This window comes from Serratia sp. Ae19-1, from assembly GCF_059801225.1.
Genome location: NZ_JBCHWD010000003.1, coordinates 319098 through 341563 on the forward strand (window position 1 = coordinate 319098; position 22466 = coordinate 341563).

17 protein-coding genes and 1 tRNA gene are annotated in these 22466 nt (G+C 56.9%); 2 read left to right on the plus strand and 16 right to left on the minus strand.

Going from position 1 to position 22466, the window contains the following annotated elements; all coding sequences use genetic code 11:
* Positions 1 to 5: 5 nt before the first annotated feature.
* The 12 genes from AAIE04_RS11715 to AAIE04_RS11770 form a co-directional block, all read right to left on the minus strand.
* Complete coding sequence (locus tag AAIE04_RS11715) at positions 6 to 620, minus strand: DUF3540 domain-containing protein (RefSeq protein WP_019456420.1); 615 nt, start codon at positions 618 to 620, stop codon at positions 6 to 8.
* Positions 613 to 1767: a pentapeptide repeat-containing protein gene (locus AAIE04_RS11720; RefSeq protein ID WP_498576978.1), complete on the minus strand. Its 1155-nt coding sequence runs from the start codon at positions 1765 to 1767 to the stop codon at positions 613 to 615. The genes AAIE04_RS11715 and AAIE04_RS11720 overlap by 8 nt, the downstream gene beginning before the upstream one ends.
* On the minus strand, positions 1757 to 3982 hold the full coding sequence (locus tag AAIE04_RS11725; protein ID WP_498576979.1) for a DUF2169 family type VI secretion system accessory protein: 2226 nt from the start codon (positions 3980 to 3982) through the stop codon (positions 1757 to 1759). Before AAIE04_RS11725 ends, AAIE04_RS11720 begins: the two co-directional genes overlap by 11 nt.
* 12 nt (positions 3983 to 3994) lie before the next feature.
* Positions 3995 to 6256, minus strand: a complete 2262-nt coding sequence (vgrG, locus tag AAIE04_RS11730; RefSeq protein ID WP_063918626.1) for a type VI secretion system tip protein VgrG — start codon at positions 6254 to 6256, stop codon at positions 3995 to 3997.
* A gap of 64 nt (positions 6257 to 6320) precedes the next feature.
* A complete protein-coding gene (tssH, locus tag AAIE04_RS11735; RefSeq protein WP_498576980.1) occupies positions 6321 to 8906 on the minus strand; it encodes a type VI secretion system ATPase TssH in 2586 nt (861 codons plus the stop codon).
* Positions 8907 to 8922: 16 nt separating this feature from the next.
* Positions 8923 to 9951 (minus strand): type VI secretion system baseplate subunit TssG, encoded by a 1029-nt coding sequence (gene tssG, locus AAIE04_RS11740; protein ID WP_498576981.1) that lies wholly within the window; start codon positions 9949 to 9951, stop codon positions 8923 to 8925.
* Positions 9944 to 11785 carry a type VI secretion system baseplate subunit TssF gene (tssF, locus tag AAIE04_RS11745; protein WP_025160410.1) on the minus strand — a complete coding sequence of 614 codons (1842 nt, stop codon included), beginning with the start codon at positions 11783 to 11785 and terminating at the stop codon, positions 9944 to 9946. The genes tssG and tssF overlap by 8 nt, the downstream gene beginning before the upstream one ends.
* An 11-nt stretch (positions 11786 to 11796) precedes the next feature.
* Positions 11797 to 12243, minus strand: a complete 447-nt coding sequence (locus AAIE04_RS11750; protein WP_071532884.1) for a type VI secretion system baseplate subunit TssE — start codon at positions 12241 to 12243, stop codon at positions 11797 to 11799.
* Positions 12244 to 12325: 82 nt separating this feature from the next.
* Complete coding sequence (locus AAIE04_RS11755) at positions 12326 to 12850, minus strand: Hcp family type VI secretion system effector (RefSeq protein ID WP_004935369.1); 525 nt, start codon at positions 12848 to 12850, stop codon at positions 12326 to 12328.
* Positions 12851 to 13081: 231 nt separating this feature from the next.
* Positions 13082 to 14608 carry a type VI secretion system contractile sheath large subunit gene (gene tssC / locus AAIE04_RS11760; protein ID WP_019456177.1) on the minus strand — a complete coding sequence of 509 codons (1527 nt, stop codon included), beginning with the start codon at positions 14606 to 14608 and terminating at the stop codon, positions 13082 to 13084.
* Positions 14605 to 15162 (minus strand): type VI secretion system contractile sheath small subunit, encoded by a 558-nt coding sequence (gene tssB / locus AAIE04_RS11765; RefSeq protein WP_019456176.1) that lies wholly within the window; start codon positions 15160 to 15162, stop codon positions 14605 to 14607. The genes tssC and tssB overlap by 4 nt, the downstream gene beginning before the upstream one ends.
* Positions 15163 to 15186: 24 nt before the next feature.
* Positions 15187 to 16152 (minus strand): type VI secretion system protein TssA, encoded by a 966-nt coding sequence (locus AAIE04_RS11770; protein WP_074053768.1) that lies wholly within the window; start codon positions 16150 to 16152, stop codon positions 15187 to 15189.
* A gap of 1681 nt (positions 16153 to 17833) precedes the next feature.
* Between AAIE04_RS11770 and AAIE04_RS11775 the strand changes: the two genes are divergently transcribed.
* Positions 17834 to 18268 (plus strand): DoxX family protein, encoded by a 435-nt coding sequence (locus AAIE04_RS11775; RefSeq protein ID WP_019452514.1) that lies wholly within the window; start codon positions 17834 to 17836, stop codon positions 18266 to 18268.
* 57 nt (positions 18269 to 18325) lie between these two features.
* On the opposite strand, the gene AAIE04_RS11780 is transcribed toward AAIE04_RS11775, so the two are convergent.
* The 4 genes from AAIE04_RS11780 to AAIE04_RS11795 form a co-directional block, all read right to left on the minus strand.
* Positions 18326 to 18958: an ECs1377 family protein gene (locus AAIE04_RS11780; protein ID WP_498576982.1), complete on the minus strand. Its 633-nt coding sequence runs from the start codon at positions 18956 to 18958 to the stop codon at positions 18326 to 18328.
* A 119-nt stretch (positions 18959 to 19077) separates the two neighbouring features.
* Positions 19078 to 19548 (minus strand): MarR family winged helix-turn-helix transcriptional regulator, encoded by a 471-nt coding sequence (locus AAIE04_RS11785; protein WP_025160318.1) that lies wholly within the window; start codon positions 19546 to 19548, stop codon positions 19078 to 19080.
* Entirely contained in the window at positions 19538 to 21025 is a 1488-nt protein-coding gene (locus AAIE04_RS11790) for a UbiD family decarboxylase (RefSeq protein WP_154746464.1), read from the minus strand. The genes AAIE04_RS11785 and AAIE04_RS11790 overlap by 11 nt, the downstream gene beginning before the upstream one ends.
* Positions 21026 to 21465: 440 nt before the next feature.
* Positions 21466 to 21555: transfer RNA gene (locus tag AAIE04_RS11795), tRNA-Ser, on the minus strand.
* Between the two features lie 92 nt (positions 21556 to 21647).
* Here AAIE04_RS11795 and mtfA point away from each other — a divergent pair.
* On the plus strand, positions 21648 to 22448 hold the full coding sequence (gene mtfA, locus AAIE04_RS11800) for a DgsA anti-repressor MtfA (RefSeq protein ID WP_211130594.1): 801 nt from the start codon (positions 21648 to 21650) through the stop codon (positions 22446 to 22448).
* Positions 22449 to 22466 lie beyond the last annotated feature (18 nt).

Here is a 22466-nt window from a genome sequence, read left to right on the forward strand (position 1 = left end):
GGTGGTTACCCCATATGTATCTGGCCGCCGTCGATCTTCAGCACCGCCGAAGACTTCAGGGAACCAATTTCACTGTTGATGACCAGAGATTGCCGCGCATCCTGAATGATGTGTTTCGCCAATACCTCGTCGGTTTCCTCCACCCGCCGGCTTGCGTGCTTGCTGCGCACAAACAGGCGTTGAGAGATTTGGTGCAGCGTTTCGGCCACCCAACGGCTGCTGCGCGTCAGCAGCGTGAAGTGCGGGCTGCGCAACGTCAGCCGCTTGCCGCCCTGCAGTTCGATCTCCGGCGCCACGATGCGCAAGTTGGCGCTGCGGCTGTCCAGCGTCATGACGGCATGCGCCTGTTGCCGCGACAGGATCTCGGTAATGACCAATTTGTCGCCGTCGACGATGACGCAAACGCGATCGCCCGCCAGCGGCTGAACCAGGCAGCTGGTGGCGACCGCCAGACAATGGGCGCGCATGCCGTCGACATACAGGCCGCCATTGGCGTCGGCCGCCAGCGTCACTACCTTGCGCCCCCCTTGTTCGGCAAGCGGAGCGCTGCGCACCAACTGCAAAGGCGTCACCCTGGCGTTGGCATAGACCTTCTGATGCTCTCTTCTGGACTTATACATATCTGCTTACTCCTGTTGGCCGTTGATACGACGGTTGCCGCGGTCCCGGTTGTTGATGCGCATACCAGGCGTCGATCGCACTCAAGAACGGATCGGCGGTAAGCGGCACATTTTCGGCGCGATGACGCTGTGCGCCATGCAGACGAGCGCTCTGTTGCTGGGCGGCGGTCAACGGCTGTTCGATCAGATTCGCTTCCCGCAGCTCGGCCTGCTCCAGATTGGCCAGCGCCAGATCGCACGCCCTGAATTCCGCTTGCATCAGCATGGCGCGCCCCCAGTTGGCACCGCCCATCGCGCACTCGCTGAACCGGGCTTTTTGCCCCTGCGCCAGGGTCAGCGTCGCGCGCTCGAAATCGCAGCGCAGCGCCTGCGCTTCGGCGAAGATCGCCGAGGTCAGATCGCTGTCGGCGAATGAACACCCCTCCAGCTCGCTGCGGTGAAAACTGGCGCCCTGCAGTTGCAGCTGCGCCAAATTGCAGCCCGACAGGCGGCAGGTGAACCAGATGCGCGCCTGTCCGGCGATCGTTTGCCAGCTGCACTTCACCAACTGACAGCCCCCCATGATGTGGCGCTCGAGGGTCGACGCCTGCCACAAGCACTGTGTGAGTTGGCAGGCATACCAGTTGGCGTCCTGTATCACGTCCTGGTGAAACATCAGGTTGGTCAGGGTGCTGGTCTGCACGGCCAGATGCCCCAGGCTGCTGCGTTCAACTTCCGCCCCGTTGACCTCACACCGGATCAAACTGCAGTCGTCCAGCAGACAATCGCCGACGTAGCACCCCTGCAGCGTGGTGTCATTGCACGCCACATTGCACAGCAGCCCCTGTTGCAACGTCAGGTTGTCAAACCGGCATTCGTTGAACGCCAGGCGCATCAAGCTGCCGCCGACCACGTTGACCTGCTGCAGGGTGCAGCCCTCAAAGCGCACCGCTCGCAAATCGCATCCTTCAAACGTGACGCGTTCGAAATGGCAGTCGATGAAAAAACAGTCGCTCAGCGTCAACCCTTTCAGCTCACGATCGTGGAAACGTCGCTTTTTGAAGGTGCGCGGCATGGCCGGCGTCTGCGCCACCGCCTGAGCGACCTCCAGTTCGATCGCCTCTCGGTCAGGCAGGGCCTGTTGGATGACGCGGCTCTCAGTTTTCATGCGCATAGTCCCCCTGAATAATTCTGCGTGGCACCCAGCACGCCCGTTCAAGCAAACACCCGCTGAAACGGGTACCGGCGTCCTGCCAGCTCATCGCCAGATTCGCCGCCGCCAGGTTGCACTGGTCAAATCCCGCATCGCGCAAGTCGGCGTTGTAAAACAATCCTTGCTGGGCGCTGCTGTTTTGCCAGCGAGCGTGCGTCAGCACGCTGTCTTTGAACCGCACGCCGGCCATGTCGCAGCCGGCGATGGTGCTAGCCGTCAAATCGGCCTCGTCGAAATTGCATTCGGTGAAAACGCTGTACAGCAGTTGGCACCTCTCCAGGCGCGCCGCTTTCAGCCCCACTTTGGTGAAACAGCAATCGCTGAACACGCCGTGGGAAAAATTCACCTGCATGCCCGCCGTCAAGCTCTCGACGCCGCAGCGTTCAAAGCGCACGCCGCGCCAATTGCCGCCGAGGAACGAGTTTTTGGTTAACGTCATATCCAGCGCCACCGCACCTTCGGCCAGGCAGCGGTTGAACACGCAGGCATCCAGTTCCCCTTGCAGAAATTGCGCGCGGATCAGCGTCGAGCCGTTGAACATGCCGTTGCCAATCGCCCCGCGCTCAAAGCGCATCGCCGTGAAATCCCCCCGCTCGAAGACGCAGTAATCCAGCTTCACCCCCTCGGCCCGCATGCCTTGCCCCTGCGGTGCCTCCAGCGTTACCCGTTCGAGGACCGCCTCCTGCCACGCGCTTTCCGCTATCGACGGCTTTTGCAAGGTGCACGAAACCATGCGGATCCGACGCAGCGTCGCCTGCGTCAGGTCGACCGCATCAAAAACACAGTTTTCGAAGGTGCAGTTCTCCAGGATCGCCTGGGAAAAATCGCAGCGCTCAAAGCGGCATTGCAGAAAATGCTTGTCTGACAGCGCATGGCTGCGCAATCCGCTGAAAGTCTTCCCTTCCACGGTTGCGCTAGCGGGAAAAAACGCATCATTGCCGTCTTCGGCGGGCAGATCCGGCAAATCGGGCAGCGTCACGGAAGCGGGATCCGCCGTCGTCTGTTGCTGGTGCAAGGCAATCGCCTCGCGGATGCGTTGATAGAAAACGGCGGAGTCGCCCAACGAGGTGGGCGACGGGTCATAACGCAAATCGCTGGGGTGATCCGACACCGCCTGGATGACATTCAGGCCCATCTCCGCCGGCATCAGATCCGGATCGAACAGGAACTCAAAGGGGGAAGCCTCATCGTCGCTGCGCTTGTGATGCACCTGCCGGAAATAATCGAACGGCCGCGGCGCATCGCAGCGATCCAACGCCAGCATCAGGGACTCGATGGACTCGTCCAGAAGATGCGTCAGCGGCGCATCGCCGGTGAACACGATCAGCGCGATGTCGCTGTCGGGCAGGAACCACAGCGTTTTGCGCAGCAGTGCAATTTCCTCGAGGCTCTCGCTATCGTGGCGGCGTATGAACGCCCGCCCACGCACCGCCGGCAGCTCGCCGCGTATCGCCTGGCTTTGCGCGCCGACGCCCTGCAGTTCAAAGGGCACCCTATCCGGCCACGCCGCTTCCGGCAGCCACTGCGCCGGCGGTGCCATCTGGTAGTAGCGCCGATCGATATCGGCCGGCAATCCGGGGAAAGCCGTTTCCAGATACGCTTTGCTGGCGATCTGGCCCGCTACCTTGTCGATGTGCGCCTTACGCAGCAAAAACTCGTGCGGCACCGGCGCCGGCGCCGCCAGCGGGGAGCGTTCCTGTGCGGAGCCCTCGGCGGACAAGGTCATCAGCAGCGGCCGCAGTCCATCATTGCCGCCGCGCCCCAACGGATTCTCCTTGTTGTCTTTCCCGCCCCAGGCCGAGGTGTGATCCAGCGGCACGCTGAGGAAAGGTTCCGCCCCCATCGCGCCGCGTCGGCCCTCGCCCTCGACCCGCCAACGGCGCTTAAGCCCGCCGATGTCGGCGCTGACGTCCAGCGTTTTTACCGGCTGACCGATGCCGGCATGGCCGGCGATCAGGTATTCGGCGAACGGCTTCGGCTCGGCCACATCCAGCACCGGCAGGCTGAGCGGCGCGCGTTTCCACGCCTCCCAGATTTCGGCTTCGTTCACGAAGTGTTCCGGTCGGGACAGGTAGCATCCGGCCACGACGCTGATGCCGAGCCGGCTGTCTGTGCCGATCTGGTAACTTCCTTTAATCGCCACCAATTGCTGTGGCCGTATGATTCTCATTGCCGCGCCTCGTTAGTTTTTGCTTTGCATCCCGACTTTTTTCAAATCGACGCCGGTCTCGGACAGTGACGCGCCGGTGTAGCTGATGGACACCCCCGTCGTGCTGGTGCTGCTGCCGGTATTGCTGACGCTGCTACCGGTATTGCTGACGCTGCTGCCGGTGCTGCTGACGCTGCTGCCGGTAGTGCCGACGCTGCTGCCGGTGGTGCTCACGCTGCTGCCGGTGGTGCTGATGCTGCAACCGGTGGTGCTGGTCGACGAACCGGTGGTGCTGATACTGCAGCCGGTGGTGCTGGTCGATGAGCCGGTGGTGCTCACGCTCACGCCGGTAAAGCTGGTGCTGCTGCCGGTCTGGCTGGTGCTGACCGTGGTATAGCTGTTGCTCTCGCCGGTCATGCTGTTGCTGATGCTGGTGAAGGAGTTGCTTTCGCCGGTCATCGAGTTCGAGACGCCGGTGCAGCTGGTGCTCTGCCCGGTAAACGACGTGCTCAACCCGGTGAACGAGGTACTCACGCCGGTAAACGACGTGCTCACGCCGGTGAACGAGGTGCTGACGCCGGTAAACGAGGTGCTGACCCCGGTGGCGCTAAGACTGACGCCGGTCAGTGAGGCGCTGACGCCGGTGATCGACGCGTTAAATCCGGTAATGCTGAAGACGTAATCCTTGTAAGAGACGTGGTTGGTGAACCAGTCCGTAAAGGTGCGGCGGATGATGTCGAACTTGTCCATCCCCACCTCGGTGGCCTGATTGCGCTCCACCGTGGTTTGCAGATCGCGCTCGGCGTGCAGCATGACGCGTTCGTTGTTGCGGTTGTCATCGAAGGTCAACTGGCTGGCGTGCTGCGGCTTGCCGAAGCGCAGCGAACGCGAGACCATCCCCGAGTAGTTGATGTATTCAGGCAGTTGGTAAGGCGGCGGGTTATCGCCGTTATAAACAATCCCTGTCACCATCGGACGGTCGAGATCGCCGTCGACATAGGTCACCAGCACTTCCTGGCCGACGCGCGGCATGGCGATCACGCCCCAGCCTTTCCCCGCCCAGGCCTGCACGACGCGGATCCAGCAAGAGCTGTCCTCCTCGGTGGTTTTGTAGCGATCCCAGTGGAAATGCACGCGAATGCGCGCAAACTTGTCGGTATGCACTTCGGAATTGGGCGCGCCGACCACGGTGGCGCTCTGGATGCCCGGCATCTGCGGCTTGGGCGTTTCGCGCAGCGGGCGGAACGCCACATCGTCGTTGAGCGCATTGAAACGGCAGGTCACGTTGCGGCCGTCGCTGCTGCTGTCGGGGCCGTCTTGCACGAACACGTAGTCGCAACGGGTCAGTTTGAAGCGGCGGTTGCGGTTGGCGTCCGGGTGCAAAATCAAGGAGAAGTCCTTGCCGGCCATCAGCCCGACGGCGTTGCTCTCGCCAAACAGCAGGTGACCATCGCTTTGCATTTCTTCCAGGCGCAACCGCGCCAGGTTCTCACCGCGCTCGGTATCTATATAACCCGCCGCGTAGTCGTACCATTCCAGCGGCGTGTTCTGCAGGCCGAGGCGGCTCTCTTCCACCTTGGTTTGCAGGTTCTTGCGCGGGTTCTGAAAGTCGAAGTCGCGCAGCACGATTTCATTCGGGCGCACTTTGCGGGAACGCTGGATGCGCTGGATCCCTTCGCGGATAGCGCGGTTTTCTTCGCTGTCCGGCATGAACGGCAACACGGCGTAACCGAAATCCAGATCGTCGAAGTTCTGCCGGTCGGTGATCACCAGCGTGTGCTTATCCTCGGCGTGATCGAAGTAATACCAGATGCCTTCGTCTTCCAGCAGGCGGCTGATAAACGCGAAATCCGTTTCGGAAAATTGCACGCAATACTCACGCGTCGGATAGGTACCTTGAATATCCAGACGGTAGTCGGCAAAGCCGTAGCGAGAGAAGATTTGCTCGATGATATCGAGCACGTTCAGATCCTGGAATATACGGCTGTTGCGGTTCTGCATCAAAAACCACAGCCAGGTGCTCAGCTCCAGCTTATAAACGAACTTATCCTGGTGCTGCCCCGCATCGGAGGCGCCGATCACGTAAGCGTAAAAAGGCCGCGAGCCGAAATCCGGCCTTTCTATTTGAATGCTGATCCCTTCACCCAGCAAAGACTCATAATCCACATCCGCCTGAGCGCATTCGAATTCGAGCGAATATTGCGAGTTGCTCGACAACCCTTCTTTGGTGGTAAAGCTGAGTGGAAACGCATTTAATTCGGCTAACACCGGGTTATCAATTTCGATTAAAGGCATAACAACCTCTCTGATCCGATATCGAACCCCGCCCCGCGTTTGCGGGCCGGCGGTAAATTAAAAATCAGTCGAAATAAACACTTAAACTATCGTTCTCGACCATGAGTTGGATATTCTGCAGTTCCTGTCCCGCCCGTTTGCGCTGCAGCACTTCATTGCTGATTGGCGGCAAAATCGCCTGCTGCAGCAGCGACTCGACCGCTCTGCCGCGCGAAGGATGGGCGCTGATGCGTTTGGCTATCCAGCCGGGAATGTCGCCTTCCAGCACCAGCGACACGCCCACTTCTTTGTGCAAACGTTGCTGTAAACGTGAAATCTGTTTGGTGGCGATATGGGTTATCGCTTCGGTGGAAAGCGGCACGTAAGGAATGACGTTCATGCGCGCCAACAGTGCCGCCGGGAAAAAGCGCGCCAGCACATCGTGCAGCATCGGGCGCAGCGCCTCGGTTTTCAGCTCCGGCGTTTCCGTCAGCGTCGCTTCTATTTCGCCGGCGCCGATGTTGCTCGTCATCAAAATAAAGCACTGGCGGAAGCTGATCATGCGGCCTTCGCCGTCCTCCATCACGCCCTTGTCAAAGACTTGATAGAACGCCTCATGGATGTCGGGATGTGCCTTGTCGAATTCGTCGAGCAGCACGATGGAATAAGGCTTGCGGCGCACCGCCTCCGTCAATTTTCCGCCCTTGCCGTAGCCGACATAGCCCGGCGGCGCTCCCTTCAGCGTGGAGACGGTGTGCGATTCCTGAAATTCGCTCATATTGAAGACGATCAGGTTGTGCGCGCCGCCGTACATCGCCTCCGCCAGGGCGAACGCGGTCTCCGTTTTGCCGACGCCGCTCGGGCCGGACAGCATGAAAACGCCCAATGGCCGATCGTGCGCCTGAATGCCGGCGCGGGAGATCCTCACCGCCTGCGCGATTTCATCGATCGCCGTCTGCTGGCCGAAAATCTGGCGGCTCAGCAGTTGGTTAAGGTTGAGCGCATTGTCCAGATCGCTTTGCAGCATGCGGCCGGTGGGAATGCCGGTCCAATCCGACAGCACCTCCGCCACGACGCGATCGTCCACCCACGGATACACCAACGGCAGGCCGCCGTCTTGCAGCTCGCCCAACTCGGTGGCCAGCTGCGGCAGACGCTCCGGCGACTGCCGCTCCGCCTCGAGCAAGGTGGTAACCGCCTGCTGCTCCTGTGCTTGTCGCCGACGCAGGGCGTCCAGCTCTCCCTCCATCTCGCTGAGCGTCTGCTGCAATTCGCTGATGCGAGTGGGCGCCAGACTGTCGAATCGGCTTTCTTCCTGCAGGCCGTTCAATTCGGTGCGCTTCACCGCCAGCCCGGCCTCGAGCGACTCGATTTTTTCAGGCTGCGCATGCTGGCTCAGCGCCACCCGCGCGCAGGCGGTATCCAGCAGGCTGATGGCCTTGTCCGGTAGCTGCCGCGACGGCAGATGGCGCAGCGACAAATGCACCGCCGCCTGCAGCGCCGATTCGCGGATTTTGACGCTGTGGTGCTGTGCGAAATGCGGGGCGATGGCGCGCATCATGTTCACCGCATTCTCTTCGTCCGGCTCTGAAACCAACACGTACTGGAAGCGGCGCGTCAACGCGGCATCCGGCTCGATGAACTGTTTGTATTCCGACCAGGTGGTCGCCGCCACCATGCGCAGCGCCCCCCTGGCCAGCATGGGTTTCAGCAGGTTGACGGCGTCGCCGGTGCCGGCCTGCCCGCCGGCGCCCACCAGCGTATGCGCCTCATCGCAGAACAGGATCACCGGCACGGCCGAATGCGCAATGGCGTCGATCAGCGCTTTCAGACGTGATTCGAACTCCCCGCGCATGCTCGCCCCGGCCTGCATGCGCCCCAGATCCAAAGACAGCAGCCGGGCGCCCTGCAGCAGCGGCGGCACCTGTCCTTGCGCTATCTTGCAGGCCAGCGCTTCCGCCACCGCCGTTTTGCCGACCCCGGCTTCGCCCACCAAAATCGGGTTGTTCTGCCGACGGCGCAGCAAAATGTCGATCACCTGGCGCAGCTCCGCCTCGCGGCCAATCACCGGATCGATTTCACCGTCGCGCGCCTGGCGAGTCAGGTCGGCGCACCATTTATCGAGTATCTCGACCGTCTCGGACGCATCCGGCGCATCGCCGTGGGCGCTGTAGACTTCCTCTTCTTCTTCCTCATGCTCGACGGACTCCGCCAGAATCGCCGGATAATCGTCGAACAGCTGCGGGATCGGCAGTTTTTTGAATTCGTCGCTCAGCCGGTACAGACTGCGCTGCAGCGTGGGATCCTGCAGAATGCCGACCAGGATATGGATGGTGCGCACGCCGCCGGACGGCGTTTCGGCGAGCTGGCTCATCAGCAGGCCCCTTTCCACCACCGTTTCCAATTGCGTCGACAGATCCACCACCGCATTCGTGCGGTTCGGCAAGGTATGCAGAATGCGATCCAACGCATCACTGATGCGCTGACTATTGATGGCGTAGTGCGCCAGGATCAGCGGCAGGTCGCCGCGCTCCTTGTCCACCAGGACTTTCAGCCAGTGTTCAAGCTCCACGTATTCGTGCCTGAAGGTCCGGCACAGCTTGGTCGCTTCAACGAAGGACTGATAAGCAAAGTGGCCCAATCGCGAAAAAAGACGTTCTCGTTGATACACCTTAAATTTCCTTATATTAAGTTGTTGATTGATAAACCAGCTGCCTAAACGTCCCTGTCTTAGGTTTCAGCCAGCTGTCTTTACTCAGCGACTTGCCGCCCAGCTGCGCCGCCATGCTCGGCTCCGTGGCGATCAGCAGGCTGACGTCCAGCATCAGCTGATGGCTCGTGAAGTCATGACAGATACTCACCAGCGCCTGTAGCCGCCGGCTGCCGCGCTGATACTGCTGGTAATGCGGGGCCCCCAGCGGCCCGATTTGAATATGCGCGCCGTATTGGGCATCGAAAAAGCGGCTGCCGATGCGCGTGCGACCCAACTTGCCCAGCTTTTGACTGCCGCTTTTTTTGCCGTCGTCGATCCACTTGGCGTAGCGCGGCGTAATGGTGATGGGAACGGCGAAATAGGCCGTCAGCATCTTGGTCAACTGCCGCAGCGAGCGACGCCCCGGCAGGTAAGTGCCGGGATAGGCTTCGCGCAGGCGCTGGATATGCGGGTTTACCGTCAACGCCGTATCGACGCCCACCGTCTGACGCAAATGATGCAAGAACGGGTTTTTGTCATCGTCGTGATCATGGCCGATCATCGCCTTCAACTGCGCCCAGGCCCGGTAGTGCAAGACGGCGAAGCGCTGGCTGACGATGCCGACGAACTGCTGGAACGCCTGATTGCGCCGGGCGATGACTTCGGTGCGCGCGTGCTCGGTCACATGGATTGGCAGCGGGCCGTAAGGGGCGAACATGCCGAAATGCCGCGCCTGAATCAGCACCTGCGTCGGGCGTTGCACGATGGAGGCGATTTCGCGCGAGGCAAACGCCATATCCGCCGGCTGGGTGATGCAGAGCCTTTCGCGGCTGCGATCGTTGGAGACGCCGAGCCGCGGCGCATCCGGCTGCGCGCGTTCGATACGCCGCAGCAACTCGAAAAAATCCTGCCGATTGGACAGCCCGCGGATTTCGGCCTGGCCCAGGCTCTCGCCTTGCGCCCCCGTCGCCGGCGCCGGCTCCAACGACAGCGCCGTTTCGCGCATCAACGACATATCAGCCATAGTAGAGCGCCCCCCAGTCGGCGTGGGTTTCCCCATCCAGCAACAGCTTCATGCTCAACGTTTGGTTCAAATCGCCGTATTGGCTGAGCGCGTGGTGCAATATTTTGCCGAACAGATAGGCGCCGTGGTCGGCATGATGGTTGGCGCTCAAGTTGACGGCGATCTCGGCCCCGCGGATCCAGGCGAGCGGCCCCGGCCCCTGATTGCGTTCGAAGTGGTGCTCCACCCAGGCATTTTTGATGCTGGCGATGCGTTTGCGCTGGCTGGAGTCATCCTGATGGCAGAACAACGACAGCCAATCGCGCAACAGCGCCGAACAATCCTGAACGTCCGGGCGCGCATGGCGCAAAGGATTGGAGGCCAGCATCTGAATCGCTTGCCACGCCTGGCTGATGTTGGGCACCGCGACAGGGTTGCTCGGGTAGCGGACGATCTCCACCTGGTGGATCGGCATCGCCGTTTCCAGTTGGAAATGCGGTTGCTGAAGGTGCGCAGGCACCAGATGCCGTTCGCAGACCAGCGCCTCGACGCTGAGCGACGTGATGTCGTCGATGTCGATACCGCTTTTGCCCGGCGAAATGGCGATGAAAGTATCTTCGTTGGGCAGGTGCGGGTTGTTGTATTTGGATGGCGACGGCTCGCGACGACGCTGCAGCGTATAACCCGCCGGCTCCCGTTCACAGTCGTAATGCACATCGGCCTGCAGCGAAGAGAAAATCACCGGGTTGCCGTCCGGCAACATGCCTTTCACCTGTTTAACGCTATGTATCTCATACAGCGAGGTGTTCAAACGGTCGACCACCAGCTGGTGCTCGGTGCGCTCACCCGTCAACAGCACCGGCGAGCAATGGCGGCGATACAGGTTGATGACCGGGGTCGCGAACAGATGAAAATCCCTGGCGTTGACGCGACCGATCAGAGTCAGTGGGCGTTGCTCAAGAGCAAACAAGATCTCGAACTCATGGACGCGTTCGCATTGACGCAGAAAATCCTGTACGCCATGCAGCTCGAGGCTGAAAAAGCGGCTCGGTGCCGCAAAGTATTCGCGCATCAGCCGGTTGCCGGGCAATTCCCCTACCGCGGTGGGCAACAATGCCTCTTCGTCGCCGACGCCGCCCAGGCGCAGGCTTTCCGGTTGCAGGACTTTGACGATCGGCCGGTCATCGTTTTTCGCCCATAGCACGATGCGCAAGGTGCGATTAAGCAGCGCGGCCATCAGTTGATTGGCACGCACCGTATCTTCCGCCAACGTCAGGTGCAAGGGTTCGAGGTCCAGTTCCGAGACGGGTAACACGCCGTGCGTGGTCAGGCCGATTCTGACGTAGGCTGAACAATCTTGCATATGCCTGGCGGCGCCGTCAGGCAGATGGTGAGGCGGCAAAATTTCACATTCCGCCAATGAAATCTCAACGGGCTGCACTTTAATATGCCGCGCCGTGGTGAAGGTGGCGGGTTTGTTGTTCAGCGAGATATCGTTGAGGGTCATTCGGCTTCCCCGCGGCAGATCGACCTGGCTGTGCCACTGGGGGAAAGAGAGATCGGGCTTAATCGCGACGGTGGCGATCGCGGGAACGGGCGTGTACCACAAGGGCGCCAGGCGAGAAAGCATTTGCAAGGCAAATTCTGGCTGCTCGTTGTTCAGTTTTTCCTGGATGCGGGTGCAAAGAAAAGCGGAGCCCTCCAACAGACGCTCGACGAAAGGATCCAGCACGCCGTCGATATGCATGCCCAAATGCTGAGCGACCTGAGGATGAGAAGAGGCAAATTGACGACCGGCCTCGCGAAAATAACGCAGCTCATCATTATATAATTGGAGAAAGCGCTCACTGAACATAGTCACCTCTATTAATCAAATACGTGTACGGCGCCACAGGAATAATCAAGAGCTATGCGCAAATTAACCAGCATTTCGTCGCCCGGTAATGAGCAAGTGCCATAGATATCAAATAAGATTGCCAATACATACGATTGACGCTCATTCACGACCGGCACCACGCGAATCGTTTTCGGATCCAATCTCGGCTCAAAAGAAGTAATAATTCTTTGTATATGTCTCGCCAACGTTAGCGGATCGGTATTAATGGGTATTCGTTGGCTCAGCGACGGCAGACCATAATTCAATACCGAGCTTTCGCTATGCGCATAATCGTGAAGTTTTAAATCTGCGCTGCGCGATGCGTCATTCAGTAAAAATTCGATATCACGCACCAGGACGCGCCGCCAATTATCGGCGCTGCCGCTTTGATTTCTCACGCTGAGCTTATCGAATAGCATGGGCAATGACGCTTTCATTTAACACCTCGCGGTAATGATTGTGTCTGCCCGCAAGGTTCTGCGGGCAGACGGCCTGCAATAAGTGTTATGACATCAATGATCAGATACGGGCATTAAGCTTGAGGTCATACCCCGTCTTAATCACCGCACCCATGGAGCCATCGTTGTTTTGCTCTTTGTACTCAACTTCGATACGTGCGAAATTCAGCTTGATAACATCGGTTGGCAGCACGGTATCGATTTCAGTACCGATGGTGGAGTTCAGCGGCATATTGCCCACGGTCTTGAATGAGGAAACCAGGCAGTTACTGAAGGTCACGGCAATAAAATCTTGCTGACCCTGGCCTGATTTACGGCAAACAAGTTTTGCCTGAGGAATATGTTCGCCGGTGGCGCACATCAGAAACAGCTTGGGCGAGGCCTTATTACTTACCATGCGAAACTCAAAGTCTTTCATTTCGACTTTGCCGGACCCACCGCCGCTGCCGAATCCCCAGCGCCCGGCATTTTCCTCCGCCCATTGCCAGGCTTGCAGCTGAATCCATCCCGGATAAGTTTGGTCAGGGGATTCGCCGTCTACACCCTCAATCTTCAAAAAATAGTCTACTAATGCTTTAGTGCTCATTTTTGTCTCCTTGACTGATAGGTCCTACTACGTTAATTGAAATATCCACTCAGATAAGTCGTTATATTGCCAACGCAATCATTGAAATAGCGGAAATGGGAATCCATCAGCCATCAATAAATAGCCATGACGCAGAGAATAACGCCGCTAAATTTCAACGAAATATCAATTCACACTCACGCCATTTAATAATAGGCGTCGGCAATATCCAAACCAATGACCAGCCGTAACTTATCTGCTCCCATCTTTTTTGGCTGACGGAAGTTTTGATACAAGTCGCAAGGACACGGTCATGCCTTCCAACTGGTAATGCGGGCGCAAATAGAAATGTGCGCGGTAATAACCCGGATCGTCTTCAACATCCTCAACGCGAACTTCGGCGGCGGCCAATGGACGACGCGCTTTCGTCGCCTCCGTCGACACGGAAGGATCGCCATCGACGTAATTCATCAGCCAGTCATTCAGCCACAGCTGCATATCGTCTCTGGAACGGAAAGAACCGATTTTGTCGCGTACGATGCATTTCAAATAGTGCGCAAAGCGGCACGTGGCGAAAATGTACGGCAGTCGGGAGGAAAGCTTGGCGTTGGCCGTCGCATCCGGATCTTCGTATTTCGCCGGGGCATGCATGGTGCAAGAACCGATAAAGGCAGCGAAATCAGAATGCTTGCGATAAACCAAAGGCAAGAACCCGGCGTCTGACAGCTCCTGTTCACGCCGATCGGAAATGGCGACCTCCGTCGGACACGTCAACTCATAACCGCCCTCATCAGAAGGAAACGCGTAGGCGGGCAGTTCTTCTACCGAACCGCCGGATTCGATGCCGCGGATTTTCGAGCACCAACCGTACTCATGGAAGGCGCGGTTGATGTTCACGCCCATCGCATACGCCGAGTTGGCCCAGGAGAAATCATCATCCATATCCGGCCGGACGGCCTCCTCGAAAGCGAACTCTTCGATCGGGTTGGTCTTGGCACCGTAAGGCAAACGCGACAGGAAGCGCGGCATGGTCAGCACCAGATAACGCGAATCGTTGCTTTCGCGCAGGCGGCGCCAGGAGGCATACTCCGGCGTGGTGAAAATCTTGCCGATATCCCGCGGGTTGCCCAGTTCGTTCCACTTGCTCATCTGCAACAGCGACGGCGAAGCGGCGGAAATAAACGGACAGTGCGAGGCGGCGGAAATTTTCGCCAGCTCCGTCAGCAGCGTCACGCTCATCGGGCTGTGATCGAACTCAAAATCGCCGATGATGCAACCGAAGGGTTCGCCACCGAACTGACCATACTCTTGTTCGTAAATTTGTTTGAACACCGGGCTTTGATCCCAGGCCGATCCTCGATAGCGCCGCAGATTGCGCGTCAATTCATCCTGGCTGATATTCAATACCCGAATCTTCAGCGTTTCGCTGACGTTGGTGTTATCGACCAGATAACTCAGACCTTGCCAGGCGGACTCCAGCTTCTGGAACTCCTTATGGTGCAAGATATTGTTCATCTGCTGCGACAGCTGCTCATCGATCTGGGCGATCAACGATTCAATGGTCAATACGACATCCTGGCTGACCTTTACCTTGCCTTGGTTGGCATATTCGGACAGCGTGCCGATGGCCCGACGAACCGCTTCTGAGGCCTCGTTCGTTCTCGGCCGGAATGAACGCTTGAGCAAACCGTCAAGCTCATTTTCCGTTTCCTGCGTTTCAACTTCAGCGACCGCCGTTGCCTGCTGTTTAGCTGAATAGCGTCGTTGCCTCGCTCTCATTCCTCATCTCCTTTATTGCCCGAATCCTGCACATCCTGTTCCGCATCCGCGACCGTTTTGCGTGCATCCGTCACCAAGCGATGCAGAAAATCGGGCTTCTCCAGCAGATTCTTCACCACCTCTTCCGCGCTGGATTTACCATCCATATACGTGATGAGCTCCGTGAGATGTTCCCGGGCTTCCAGCAGACGTTGCATTTGCGGAACCCGTTTGGCGATCGCGCCAGGCGTAAAATCCTCCATCGATTCAAACTCTAATTCCACATCCAGCAGCGCATCGTCTTCGCTCAGGGTATTCTCCACGTAAAATTGAAGACGAGGTTTAATGGCGCGCATGCGATCGTTGAAATTGTCCTGATCGAACGTCAGGAATTTCCGCTCTTCGATCGGCAGCAAAGGTTTTTTCCGATGCCCAGAGAGATCGGACATGACCCCCGTGACGAAAGGTAACTCTACTTTCTTTTGCGAACCGTAGAGCTCTACGTCATATTCAATTTGCACGCGGGGCGCGTTATTTTTACCGATAAATTTCTGAGAGCTTGAGTCCTTAGCCATTGGAAAACTCCTTTGTGAGAAAAATTACTTCCCGGACAATTGATTTAACGAGGCCAGAGATTCCGGCAAAAGCTCCTCAACAATCGTCGCGAAGTCCATACCGATCATTTTTTGCGAACGTCGAATAAGAATGGGGGCCGGATGGCTGGGCTCATAGTTTTGGAAGTAGTCCAAAACCTGATCCAACAGCAAGATGACATCCTGCCGGGAACGGATATATTTGCCAGGCAGGGTGGCCGGCGTCTCCGCCGCTTCCGCGTCGGCCGGCGCAGCGCCGATATCCTCCGGCAACTCCTGCTGTTCAAGAGAAAGCAATTGACGGCTGAACAGCGTCAAATAGTCACGCACCTGCCGGCAGTCCAGCCGATAATCTTCGGCCTGCAGGTTGGCGTAGTTTTCCACGCGCTCCAGGGCATCTATTCCCCGAGACAGCTGTTCCTTTAATGGCGGCATGTTTCTGCCGGCAAAATAGCTGTCAGCCTGCCCCAACACTTTCACCACTTCCGAGAAATGCAGGCTTTTGCCTTCCTGCTCGTCAATTCGCATATTGAGCAGTTCATCAGTGGTTAACGGCGTGTCGGGGAAAATCTTGCTGTTCTTGATTTCGTGCAGGCAGGACGAGGTAGCGAGCCAGCCTAATGCGGCCGCATGAAAGCTGTCCGTCGCCGGCTCCATATCGGCCTGAGGGAAAATGGTGCTCCCCTCTTCGGCATATTTGCCGTCGATAGTGGTGATGCCCTGATAGACAGCCGAAAAACCATCGATATGAAGATTGGCGCGCATAAACCACAGCACGACATGCAAATCGAAGCACTGCTCAAGCAAGGCGGCAGATTGCTCGCGAATAGCATGCCAATTGATATCGCGTGCATTGTCCACGGCATTCAGCGGATCGGTTTGGCTGTCGAATTCCGATAACGTAAATTCAATTTCACTGTATCGAGGGTCAAATTCGACGCCGTTAACTGCTGTTGAGATGACTTCATTCATGGCCTGATATCCTTTTCATCAGCACTACAAACATAAAGCCTATAAAAATGGGCTTTTACATTCGCCAGTCTTTCCCAGAGTCCTTTTAGCCTAATTAGTCGTCACCAAGCCCGCAAATTGTTTAGATGTATTAATATTAACAACAATAATAGATTAAACCTATCAATAAAAACTCAGTGATCGGTTTAAACTATTTTACATTTACATATTTATTTTTTCATTTTAAAATCAATAAGTTACAATCAATAATTATGCAAGCTAATAATAGGAAAAAAATCAAAAAATGCCCTAAAAACAACGTTTCCCTGTTGGTAGGACAATTCCAATAAAACACCAGAATACAAATAATTTAATAAACAAATGATAACCACAGTAAATAGTGAAATTTTTTCATAAAACCATGACAGCCATTCGTTTCTTGCGATCGAGCAGCACGCAATGATCAGCAGAAGACGATGACAGTGTGACTTTCATTTCCAGCACTCAGTACTTACCCATACGAAACCTGGTGTGAAAATAAACAATTTGGCGAGAGTTTTGATTATTAATTTTAACGCTTTGGTACAAGGTTAACATTACGCCGTGGCGCACCGAACACGGTTTTAGCACGCAAACAGCGGGGTTGATAAAGCAACATTTTTTATAGTTAACCCACGGTAATGATCAGAGCAACTTAAGATTCAATGTTCTTTCACCTGCGTGTTCTTTTGCAGCAGGCCAACACCGAAGCATCACGCGATAAAAGCGCCTACTTTGCTAAAGTGGTATAAACAATGTCATTTAACCTGACAGCTAAATAACCACCCAGCCCTTGCAACGGCGACACTTCTGTTAAGACCCGTGATCCGCTCCATGCTCAAGAGATGTTTTCCCAACTGATAAGACCACTAATTTGATACTAGCAAAGCCGAAACCAATATCAAGGGAAAATATTATTTTTTTAATAAAAAATTAACAAATGAATATACATTAATTAAACAATTCAATAACTTAAAAAAATGGTAATTCTATTATTTTTAGGCTGATAAAAATAGTTCACCAAAGTTTACAGCCGCTCATAATGCCAATCATGGAATCAGTCGGATTCTCTTCAGCGTTGAATTCCCATCAAAAAAAAAGAAAAAATCCAGAAATAAACTCAGCGCGAAGCATTTCACCCCACAGAATCAACTTTCGCAAAACAAAATAAGCAAGATAATTCCCAATAAAATTGCGAAAAAGAACCGCTAATTAGTTAGTCGTTCAAAATAAAAGCACGATATAACCCTATAGAGTTATATTGAGTGCACGCCAAAGCCGTTTATTCATGAAGAAAAACCTTATTAATCTTTATGTTGTCGGCTATCCTCGCGCATTGGCGCAGGCGTCACTCCTGAGGGCAAAAAAGGATATGAAAGGAATGCGCAGCATCATAATAAGGTGATACCGGAAACGGCGCAGAGACTTTTTTTACCTCACGTTCAGCCTGTGTGGAAATGTTATTCCGTGTAATAAACCTGAACGCAACAGCCGCCCTCGTCCCCTTAAGCAAGGCTCACACCGGGATAGCCTCCCTCCTTTCCCCCTGGCTTCCAGGCGCAAATTCGATGCGAAGCCCACCCTTTTACTGATCCAGAACATCTTTCGCATTCCCCCAATTGATATATTGATTGAAAATCATTCCTATTCAGGAGAAAAGGCCATGGTTAAGTCACTGAATGCGGCATTCACTCGTCTTTTTGATCGCCCGGATGCGGGCAAACTGGCGCTCAGACTGACCTTCGGCGGGCTGATGCTGTTTCACGGCGTGGCGAAAGTTCAACACGGCGTCGGCTGGATCGCCGGCGCGTTGCAGGAGCAAGGGCTGCCCGCCTTCATCGCTTATGGCGTGTATGTCGGCGAGATCCTGGCGCCGATCCTGATCATCCTGGGGCTGTTTACCCGCCCCGCCGCGCTGGTTTACGCCTTTACGCTGGTGGTGGCATTTCTGATGGTGGGCACCGGCAAGGTATTCACCGTCACCGACGTCGGTGCCTGGGGGATTGAAAACGAACTGGTGTTCTTTATGGGCGGGCTCGCCATCCTGCTGCTGGGCAGCGGGAAATACGCGATCGCGCGGAATGAAGCCTATCGATAAGCCGTGCAATCAATAAGGAGGTTCTTGGTTTTCACTTCTTCTGTGCGGAAACGGCGCTTAACGATCGGCCAACCGGTACACCGGCACCTTGCGCGTCGTACCGGTCAGGGTATCGAAGATCTCCGTTTCCGCCGTCGCGATCGCCATGCCGGCTTTTCTTAGCCTGCGCACTTCGGCGGCGATGCGCTGTATGCCGAACCAGAACAGGCCGTCCAGCGCCGTGACCTGCAGGCCTTGATCCAGCGCCAGCTTGAGCCGCTCACGCGGCGCCTTGAGCGTTTTGGCGATTTCCCGGTAAGGCAGCGCGTCCACGCCCGACGCAGAGGTTCGATGAATACGGGTCGACAGGCCGTATTGGAAGGCCTCGGGCACGCCGCTTAAATCGCTTTTTAAGCTGTAAACGCAACCAAAGCGTTTGCCGTTGAACACCACATTTTTTTGACTGAGCGCCAGCTCATCACGCAGGCCGGCGATCAGCTGCGGCGCCCTGATCAGCAATAAACGGAAAGGCAATTCAAAACTGGTCACATAGTCCACGTTGAGCAGCGCAATGCGCAGGCGCTCTTCCGCCCCAGCCTGCGTCTGGCGACACTCGTTCAGCACCTCGCTCCACTGGTGCGCAAGCCGCGGGGTTTCATCCAGCGGCGCGAAGTGGTATTTCTCGATGTGGTAGTCGATCCTTTCATTCATGTCCGTTGGCCCCTGCGTCAGTCGTCATTGCCATCAGCAAATTACCTTACCCGCGGGCAACAGTACAACACCGCGATGAGGTCACTCGGGAAATACGGCGCTGGCTTCGCCGGAACGGACTACGCGCTCTCGATGAACAGCATCATGCGTTGCAGTGCGTCATCCAGGGCACTGAGCCCGACGTCATCCAGACAGGCCATCAGCTGTGCGTCATAATCCGCCACCCGCTGTCTCGCCTGGTCAAAAATAGGGCGAGACGCCGGCATCACGCGCAGATATACCGCCCGCTTATCTTCCGGATCGGGGAAACGCGCAACCCATCCCCGGTTAACCAGTTGGGTGAGCGTGCGTCCAAGCGCAGTGCGATCGGTCTGCGAATGCGCTATCACATCGCTCATGGACACATCGCCCGGAAAGCTGTAGAGAATGCGCAACGCGCGCCACTCATGGAGGCTGAGCCCTTGTAAAGCCAGTAACGCAGACAGCCGTTTTTCACGGTGACGCACCACTTCCGTCATCTTATAAAGCGCGCCGTTGGGCAATCCCATCCCCCGTCGGCCACTATGTGCGCCTTTCTTTTCAGAATCCATACTGTTTCCAATTAGCTTCGACTTTTGCCCTGACCTGTTCCGGATAAGCATGTCTGAAAGAGGCCGTGCCCGCACGCGTTACTCCGCTGAACTGCTCAGGGAACAGACAGTTGATGATGGCTTTGCCGCCGCTGCCGCGCGCCTTGTCCTCTTCCGTCAGGTACGGCACCATCGGGAACTCGCGCACGCCAGGGAAAAGAAAATGATCGCGCGCCGGATGTGAACGCGTGGCCAGCGCCCAAACCACCTGATCGATATCGACAATATCAATGTCATTGCCGACCAGAATCAGTTTGGGGATCAGGTAGCCCGCATGCGAACCGAAGACGATCTCCGCGACCTTATCGGCAAAATCAGCAGCGTTGGTCTTCATGCCGGCCAGTTTTTCAATATCGATGGAGAGCACCGCCCAACAGGTTGCCGCCTCATAGGAACACCAGACAAAGTCGACGGGCAATGCCGCGCTCTGCAGGGTCTCCAGCAGCTGAGCCGAGATCATGGTGCCCCAGATCGTATGATTTTCCTCCGGCGGCGTGCCTGCGACGCAAATAGGCAAAATGGGGTCATCGCGAAATGTCACCGCGTGCACATGGAACACCGGCTGTTCGTGGCCCTGCTGATGTTGATAGCCGTGATACTCCCCCATCGGCCCTTCCAACGCCGTCTCCGTCAGGCTGATTTCACCTTCCAGCACAATTTCCGCATTGGCCGGCACCCAGAGATCGTTGGTTTCCGCTTGGGTGAGCGTGACGCTTTTACCGAGCAGCGCGCCGACATAGTCCGGCTCACTGACGCCGGCCGGCAACGGCATCCCCGCCACCGCCACCGCGGCAGGCGGCGCCCCGAGCACCATCGCCCACGGCGTAGGTTTCCCCTCTCGGCGCCACATTTCACGGATCATGCCGATGTGTTGGGTGGGGATTGCCGGGCCGGTGAGACGATTGCGATCGAGCATCATGAGCCTGCCGACGCCCCAACTGTGCCACTGCCCATCCGGGGATTGCACGACATGGAATCCGTAAGTGCCGAAGTAGCGCCCGCCATCCCGTTCATGCAGCAGCGGTACCGGGAAGCGTTCCAGATCAACCTCGTCGCCTCGCCAAATATTCTCTTTCACCGGCCCGGTCGAGCAGTAATCGGGGGCTAGCGGTTCCGCCTTCACCGCCCGGCGAATCGCCGCCACGATATCCCGCGGAGTGCTCTCCGGCGGCAGCCCAAAATGGAGGGCTAGACGAGAATAGGCGTATTCCGGCGAAGCGAGCATGCCGGCCGGCGCGCCGAGGATGCGGGCTCCCGGCATCGCGCCCGCCACATGATGAAATAGCGGAGCCGAGAGCCGTTGCTCGTAAACCCGGCGGCAGACAGCCGCTATCTCCAGATCGGCGGAGACTTCCTGATGCACGTCGACCAAATCTTTTCGGCGACGCAGCTCCTCAATGAAGTGGCGAAAATCCAGTGCGCAATCGAGCAAACTCATGTCAAGTCCTCCAGTCTCCAGGCGGTCAGCCCCTTCTATCGCCCTCGTTTCGGGCAGGAGACTGATCATTTATGTGCATGTGCACACATATTAGCGCGCGAGAAATCGCGTGTAAATAAACACCATTTTGGCAAGATTGGACCTGTTAGTAGACTGGCTTTGGCCGGCAGGCATGATCACCGTAGCCGTTTCATGCGCTCAGCCTGATTGGCAGGCCGCAGCCACGTTCTTGTCTCAAGCGCCGCATCGTATTTGAGCGCAACATAGCTCACAAAATGAAGAACATAATCGCAAAATGCTATTCGTTGATAATGCACGGGTTATAATGCGAAACGGGATGCCGACCAACGCAAACACGTTGCAAATCGAATGGTTACAGCGCAATAGACAGAAGAAAATGAAAAGGAATTTGAATCGATGGGTAATAACGTGGGGGGAAGTGGCGGAGAGAGGGGGATTTGAACCCCCGGTAGAGTTGCCCCTACTCCAGTTTTCGAGACTGGTCCGTTCAGCCGCTCCGGCATCTCTCCTGACAACGCTTGCTATCATGCCCGCTTTTGCGGCATTTTTACAGCACTAGCATGCAGCCGAACGTTCAAGTGATGACTTTACGAGCAACCTGATGATTAAATGGCCGTGGAAAGCGACTCAACCCTCTCAACCCCAGGCAGACATTCAGGCCCAGTGGCAGGACGCGCTGGCGATCCCGCTGCTCTCGCCGCTGGATGAGCAGGAGCGGCAGCGGCTGGTGGCCGTCGCCGGGCAGATTTTGCAGCAAAAGCGCATCGTGCCGCTGCAGGGGCTGCAGCTCACTTCACAAATGCAGGCGCGCATTGCCCTGCTGTTCGCCTTGCCGGTGCTGGAGCTCGGCGCGGAGTGCCTCGACGGCTTCAACGAAATTCTGCTTTACCCTACCCCATTCGTGGTGGAAGACGAATGGCAGGACGAGATCGGCCTGGTGCACTCGGGGCCGGTGGTGCAGTCTGGCCAAAGCTGGGAACAGGGGCCGATCGTGCTCAATTGGCAAGACGTGCAGGACTCTTTCGATCTTTCCGGTTTTAACCTGGTGATCCACGAAGCGGTGCACAAGCTGGATATGCGCAACGGCGGAGTCGCCACAGGCGTGCCGCCGATCCCGCTGCGCGAGGTGGCTGCCTGGGAACACGATCTGCACGCCGCGATGGAAAGCCTGCAGGACGAGATCGACATGGTCGGCGAAGAGGCCGCCAGCATGGACGCCTACGCCGCCACCGATGCGGCCGAGTGCTTCGCCGTGCTGTCGGAGTATTTTTTCAGCGCCCCCGAGCTGCTGGCCGAACGCTTCCCGGCGCTGTATCAGCACTTTTGCCGCTTCTACCGCCAGGATCCGCTGGCGCGTCTGCTGCGCACCCAGGCGGAAAACGACGCGCAATGGGCTGATTGACGAGCGCATTGCTCAGAT